General features: G+C 67.5%; 7 protein-coding genes. 5 read left to right on the top strand and 2 right to left on the bottom strand.

Annotated elements, in window-relative coordinates:
- Positions 1-432 (bottom strand): 23S rRNA (adenine(2030)-N(6))-methyltransferase RlmJ (gene rlmJ, locus PHC73_RS11315; RefSeq protein WP_300128167.1); only part of this gene is annotated, 432 nt, incomplete at its 3' end.
- A 73-nt stretch (positions 433-505) separates the two neighbouring features.
- Positions 506-1,189, bottom strand: coding sequence for an FKBP-type peptidyl-prolyl cis-trans isomerase (locus PHC73_RS11310; RefSeq protein WP_300128163.1), 684 nt, complete (start codon positions 1,187-1,189; stop codon positions 506-508).
- A gap of 179 nt (positions 1,190-1,368) precedes the next feature.
- On the opposite strand from PHC73_RS11310, the gene PHC73_RS11305 reads away from it, so the two are divergent.
- From PHC73_RS11305 to PHC73_RS11285, 5 genes are all read left to right on the top strand, one after another.
- Complete coding sequence (locus PHC73_RS11305; protein ID WP_300128160.1) at positions 1,369-2,700, top strand: aromatic ring-hydroxylating dioxygenase subunit alpha; 1,332 nt, start codon at positions 1,369-1,371, stop codon at positions 2,698-2,700.
- Complete coding sequence (locus PHC73_RS11300) at positions 2,693-3,217, top strand: 3-phenylpropionate/cinnamic acid dioxygenase subunit beta (protein WP_300128157.1); 525 nt, start codon at positions 2,693-2,695, stop codon at positions 3,215-3,217. Before PHC73_RS11305 ends, PHC73_RS11300 begins: the two co-directional genes overlap by 8 nt.
- A gap of 84 nt (positions 3,218-3,301) precedes the next feature.
- Positions 3,302-3,526 carry a (2Fe-2S)-binding protein gene (locus tag PHC73_RS11295; RefSeq protein ID WP_300128154.1) on the top strand — a complete coding sequence of 75 codons (225 nt, stop codon included), beginning with the start codon at positions 3,302-3,304 and terminating at the stop codon, positions 3,524-3,526.
- A gap of 60 nt (positions 3,527-3,586) precedes the next feature.
- On the top strand, positions 3,587-4,057 hold the full coding sequence (gene bfr / locus PHC73_RS11290; RefSeq protein ID WP_300128151.1) for a bacterioferritin: 471 nt from the start codon (positions 3,587-3,589) through the stop codon (positions 4,055-4,057).
- 160 nt (positions 4,058-4,217) lie between these two features.
- Complete coding sequence (locus PHC73_RS11285) at positions 4,218-4,886, top strand: class I SAM-dependent methyltransferase (protein WP_300128148.1); 669 nt, start codon at positions 4,218-4,220, stop codon at positions 4,884-4,886.
- Positions 4,887-5,208 lie beyond the last annotated feature (322 nt).

The raw sequence follows: 5,208 nt of genomic DNA, 5'->3' as shown, positions 1-5,208 counted from the left end.
GTAGCCGTCGGTTTGCTGGACGCTGATCTGCCGGCTGCCGCGGCAGGCGGCATCCAGGGCGGAAAATTCGAGCGGATTCAGTTCGCAGGCCACCGGCCGGTCCTGCGGCCGCGCCAGGGCGGCGGCGATCAGCGGCGAGCCCGGGTAGCGGCGCAGGCCGTCGCCGAGCAGCGGGCGGATCACGGTGAGGTAATCGGCCAGCGCGTCAGGCAGCGGTCCCGGTGCCTCCAGCAAGCGCACGATGCCGTGCCGGTATTCGCCGGTTTTCTGCGCCGGTGGGGCGGCCAGGTCGTAATCACCGGCACCGGCGTGGGTGTCGAGGTAGAACCAGGGGCTGTCCTTGCGCGCGAGGCCGCGCAGCAGGGCCACCAGACAGACGTGCTTCATCACGTCGGCAAAGTTGCCGGCGTGAAAGGCGTGACGGTAGTTCATGCTAAAGCGGCCGGTGGGCCGGGCGCGGCGCCGGAGCCTTTGTCTGGCCCCGGCGCCGGTCGGGGAGGCTGGCTTATTTGCTGCCGCCGGCGGCGATGTCCAGCAGCTCGATTTCGAACACCAGTGTCTGATTGGGGCCGATGGCGCGGCCGGCGCCCTGCGTGCCGTAAGCCAGTTCCGGCGGCAGCACCACCTTCCACTTGGAGCCCTTGGGCATCATGACCAGCGCTTGCTGCCAGCCGGGGATGATCTGGTCGACCTGGAAGCTGGCCGGCTCGCCGCGCTTGTAGGAGCTGTCGAACTCGGTGCCGTCCGGCAGCGTGCCCCGGTAGTGGACTTTCACCGTGTCGGTGGGCTTCGGCTTGGCACCCTTGCCCTCGGTCAGCACCTGGTACAGCAGGCCCGAGTCGGTTTTTTTCACGCCCTTGTTTTTGGCGAACTGCTCGCGAAACGCGGCGCCGTCCTTGGCGTTCTTCTCGCCCTGCGCCTTGGCCTTGTTTTCCATGTCGGTGCGCAGCTTGTCGAGCGCGGCCTGCAGCGCGGCCGGATCGGCAGCCGGCTTGTTGCCCGACAGACCATCCTTGAGGCCGTCCGATGCGGCAGCGGGGTCCAGCGGCAGGCCGTCGCGCTTGGCGTTGGCGCCGAACTGGTAACCGATGGCGTAGGCGGCTTTCTGCTCGTCGGTGGTCGGGGTGGCGGCGACGGCGGCGGTGGAGAAAACGGCGGCGACGGCCACCGGCAGCACGGTGCGAGGCATGATGTTCTCGAAAGTTGCACGGCAGGGAGCGGCCGCGGCCGCCGCGAAGAGCGCGTCATGATCCCACAATGGCTCTTGCTTGGGGTAACCGTTGCAGGCTATAAGCCAAGCGAACGTTCGGATTGTTCAGGTGCCATTTCATTTCGCACCTGCTTCCCAGGCAGCGAGGAGGGAACCTCATGACGGAATTTTCACCTGCCGATCCGGCGGCCCTGGTCGATGCCGACCACGGCCTGGTCAGTCCGCGCATCTACCAGGACCGGGACATCTACCAGCAGGAGCTCGAACGCCTGTTCACGCGCTGCTGGCTGTTCCTGGCGCACGACAGCCAGCTGAAGGCGCCGGGCGATTTTTTCGCCACCTACATGGCCGAGGATCCGGTGCTGGTGGTGCGCCAGAAGGATGGCTCGATCCGCGCTTTCCTGAATCAATGTCGCCACCGCGGCATGCGCCTGTGCCGGGCCGAGTTCGGCAACGCGCGGGCGTTCACCTGCTCGTACCACGGCTGGGCTTACGACATGGCGGGCAATCTGGTGGACGTGCCATTCGAGAAGGAAGCCTACGGCAGCGTCGACAAAAAGCGCTGGAGCCCGCGCCAGGTGCCGCGGGTGGAGGTCTACAAGGGCCTCGTGTTCGGCTGCTGGGACGCGGACGTGCCGCCGGTGGCCGAGTACCTGGGCGACATGGCCTGGTACGTGGACCTGTTTCTGGACCGCATGCCGGGCGGCACCGAGGCCATCGGCGGCGTGCACAAGTGGGTGATCCGCTGCAACTGGAAGTTCGCCGCCGAGCAGTTCTGCTCGGACATGTACCACGCGCCGTTCAGCCATTCGTCGCCGGTGATCGCGAGCCTGCCGCCGGACATCGACCCCGCCCAGGCCGGCTGGCCGATGCAGGGCAAGCAGTTCAGCTCGCCGCTCGGCCACGGCACCGGCTTTTTCATGGACACGCCGCAGTTCCTGTTCCCGCTGCTGGGCGAGACCGCCGCCGGGTACTACATGCAAAGCGGCGCCACGGCGGCGCGCGAGCGTCTGGGCGACACGCGCGCCGTGCGCATGAACGGCGCACACATGACGGTATTCCCGACGCTGTCGTTCCTGCCCGGCATCAACACGCTGCGCGTGTGGCACCCGCGCGGGCCGGACGAGATCGAAATCTGGGCCTGGACGCTGGTCGACAAGGCCGCGCCGGCCGAGGTGAAGGAGGCCTACCGCAAGGCGGTGCTGCGCACCTTCTCGCCGGGCGGCATCCTGGAGCAGGACGACGGCGAGAACTGGACCGAGATTCAGAAGGTCCTACGCGGCCACATGGCGCGCCAGCAGCCGTTCAACGTGCAGATGGGCCTTGGCATGGACTGCAGCGACGACGCGGACCTGCCGGGCCGCATCGGCTACGTGTACGGCGAGCTCGCCGCGCGCGGTTTCTACCGCCGGTGGGCGCAAGTGATGGGCGCGACTAGCTGGGCGGACCTCGCCCCGCGCGGCCTGGGGGAGGTGGCGAGCCATGGCTGAGCCGCTCATCACGCCTGCACTGCAGCACGAAATCGAGCAGTTCCTGTACGCCGAGGCGGCGCTGCTCGACGACCGGCAGTTCGATACCTGGCTCACGCTGCTGGCAGACGACCTGCACTACTTCATGCCGACCCGGCGCACCCTGCAGCGGCGCGAGCGCGACCTCGAAATCTCCGCCCCGGACGAGGTGGCGCTGTTCGACGAGGACAAGTCCTCGATGGTGGTGCGCGTGCGGCGCCTGAACACCGGCCTTGCCTGGGCCGAGGAACCGCCCTCGCGCACGCGCCATCTCATCAGCAACGTGCGCATCACGGAACTGCCAAACGGCCAGTACGCCGTGCGCAGCTACTTCGCGCTGCACCGCAACCGTCTGGAGCGGGACGTGGATCTGTTCTTCGGCGAGCGGCTCGACACGCTGCGCCGGGCGGGCAACGGCTATGGCTTCGTGATCGCCCGGCGCACCATCCATCTCGACCAGGCCACGGTGCTGGCACCGAATCTGTCGATATTTTTTTGAGCGCTTCGCGGAGGTCATTGACAATCATTCTCATCTTTTGTCGAATGCGAGGAGCCCAATCCACCTTATGAGGGTGCCAGTGCCATGTACGTGTGCTTGTGTCACGGCGTGACCGACCGCGCCATTCGTCAGGCGGCGCAGGCCGGAGTCAGCAGCGTGTTCGAGCTCGCGCAGACGCTGCGCGTGGCTACCTGCTGCGGCAGATGTGCCGAGCTGGCGCAGGATCTGCTCGCGACGGCGCATCAGGCAGCAGCTCATGCGGCGCCGGCCGGCGGGTGTCCAGCGGGCGAGCGGGCGGTCGCCACGTAATGCGTGGGCGCTGCGGAACCCCAACCCTATAATTGGCCGCAGCACTCCGTGGAGACCATCATGAAAGGCGACGCCAAAGTCATCGAGTTCCTGAATCGCGTACTCAAAAACGAGCTGACCGCCATCAACCAGTACTTCCTGCATGCGCGCATGGCGGACAACTGGGGCCTCAAAAAGCTCTACAAGAAGGAATACGAGGAATCCATCGACGAGATGAAACACGCCGATCGGCTGATCGAGCGCGTGCTGTTTCTGGAAGGGCTGCCCAACCTGCAGGATCTCGGCAAGCTGTACATCGGCGAGGACGTGCGCGAGATGCTGGAGTGCGACCTGCGCCTGGAGCACGAGGCCATCCCGCTGCTGCGCGAGGCGATCGCCCACTGCGAGGCCTGCCGCGACTACATCAGCCGCGAGCTGCTGGAGGACATCCTCGACGGCGAGGAAGATCACGTCGACTGGATCGAAACGCAGCTGGCCCTGCTCGACAAGATCGGCGAGCAGAACTTCCTGCAAAGCCTGATGGGCGACTGAGAGCTTGTGAATTTTTCAAGCTCCGAGGCCGGCCAGGGATGGCCGGACGCGAATCGAGCCCTTGAGGGCTCGATTCGCGCGAGCCCGTCCGGGCGTGTCCCGGACGGGCGACGCAAGAAATGCGCAGGACGCGCATTTCTACACAAACCCTGACGCGCCAGTGCTGCCACGCCAACCCGAGCCCGAACTGATGGACGCCGCCGAGCAGGCGGCGGCCTACGCGGCGGCCGATTTCTCCGCCCCGCACCAGTTTCTGGTCGATCAGGTCCACCGGCTGCTGCCGAGGTTGCCGGTCGCAGCGCGGGTGCTCGATCTGGGTTGCGGGCCGGCCGACGTGACGGTGCGTTTCGCGCGCGCCTTTCCGGGTTGGCAGATCGACGGCGTGGACGGCGCGGCGGCCATGCTGGCGCTCGGCCGTGCGCGCGTCGCGGCAGCCGGGCTCGACGCGCGCATTGCGCTGCACCAGGCGGTGCTGCCGCAGGACCCGCTGCCGGGCGCAGGCTACCAGGTCGTCCTCAGCAACAGCTTGCTGCACCATCTGCACGAGCCGCAGGTGCTGTGGCGCGCGCTGCGTGTCGCGGCGGCGCCGGGCGCCTTCGTGTACGTCACCGACCTGCGCCGCCCGGCCGACGAGGCCACGCTGCGCCAGTTGCTCGACGTCCACGGCGCGGCCGAACCGGCGGTGCTGCGGCGTGATTTCGAGGCCTCACTGCGTGCGGCGTTCACGGTGGCCGAGGTGCGGCACCAGCTCGCCAAGGCGGGCCTGGCGATGCTCTCGGTCACGGCGCTGACCGACCGGCATCTGGCGGTCGCCGGGCGGCTGAGCTGAGAGCGCGAGAAGGTTTCAAGGTTCCTGGCCCGGCCAGCGACGGCCGGACGCCAAGCAATCCCGCCAGGGCCAGCTTCGCGACACGTGCGGGGCAAGACCTGCACTGAACAGGTATGTCTTCACGAACGTCGCGGCCATGGCGATGGTTTGATTCCGCTCGCCCGGCTGGCCGGCGCCGACGCCTATAATCGCCGGACCATGCCTGCGCATGCAGCCCAGGCCCGTCCAGCCAGTCTCAGGAGTCCATTCCCATGAATACCACTGAACTCGAAGCCACGGTCCGCGCCATGATCGCCCGCGGCAAGGGCCTGCTGGCGGCCGA

The sequence above is a fragment of the Immundisolibacter sp. genome, assembly GCF_028696615.1.
Classification (GTDB): Bacteria; Pseudomonadota; Gammaproteobacteria; order Immundisolibacterales; family Immundisolibacteraceae; genus Immundisolibacter.
The sequence above is the reverse complement of the archived record's forward strand: the minus strand, read 5'-3'. Positions and strand labels throughout refer to the sequence as shown.

Bases quoted from the DNA above. Each gene is read 5' to 3' on its own strand.
- bfr (WP_300128151.1), top strand. From the start codon at position 3,587: ATGAAAGGCGACGCCAAAGTCATCGAGTTCCTGAATCGCGTACTCAAA.
- PHC73_RS11295 (WP_300128154.1), top strand. From the start codon at position 3,302: ATGTACGTGTGCTTGTGTCACGGCGTGACCGACCGCGCCATTCGTCAG.
- PHC73_RS11300 (WP_300128157.1), top strand. From the start codon at position 2,693: ATGGCTGAGCCGCTCATCACGCCTGCACTGCAGCACGAAATCGAGCAG.
- PHC73_RS11305 (WP_300128160.1), top strand. From the start codon at position 1,369: ATGACGGAATTTTCACCTGCCGATCCGGCGGCCCTGGTCGATGCCGAC.
- PHC73_RS11310 (WP_300128163.1), bottom strand. From the start codon at position 1,189: ATGCCTCGCACCGTGCTGCCGGTGGCCGTCGCCGCCGTTTTCTCCACC.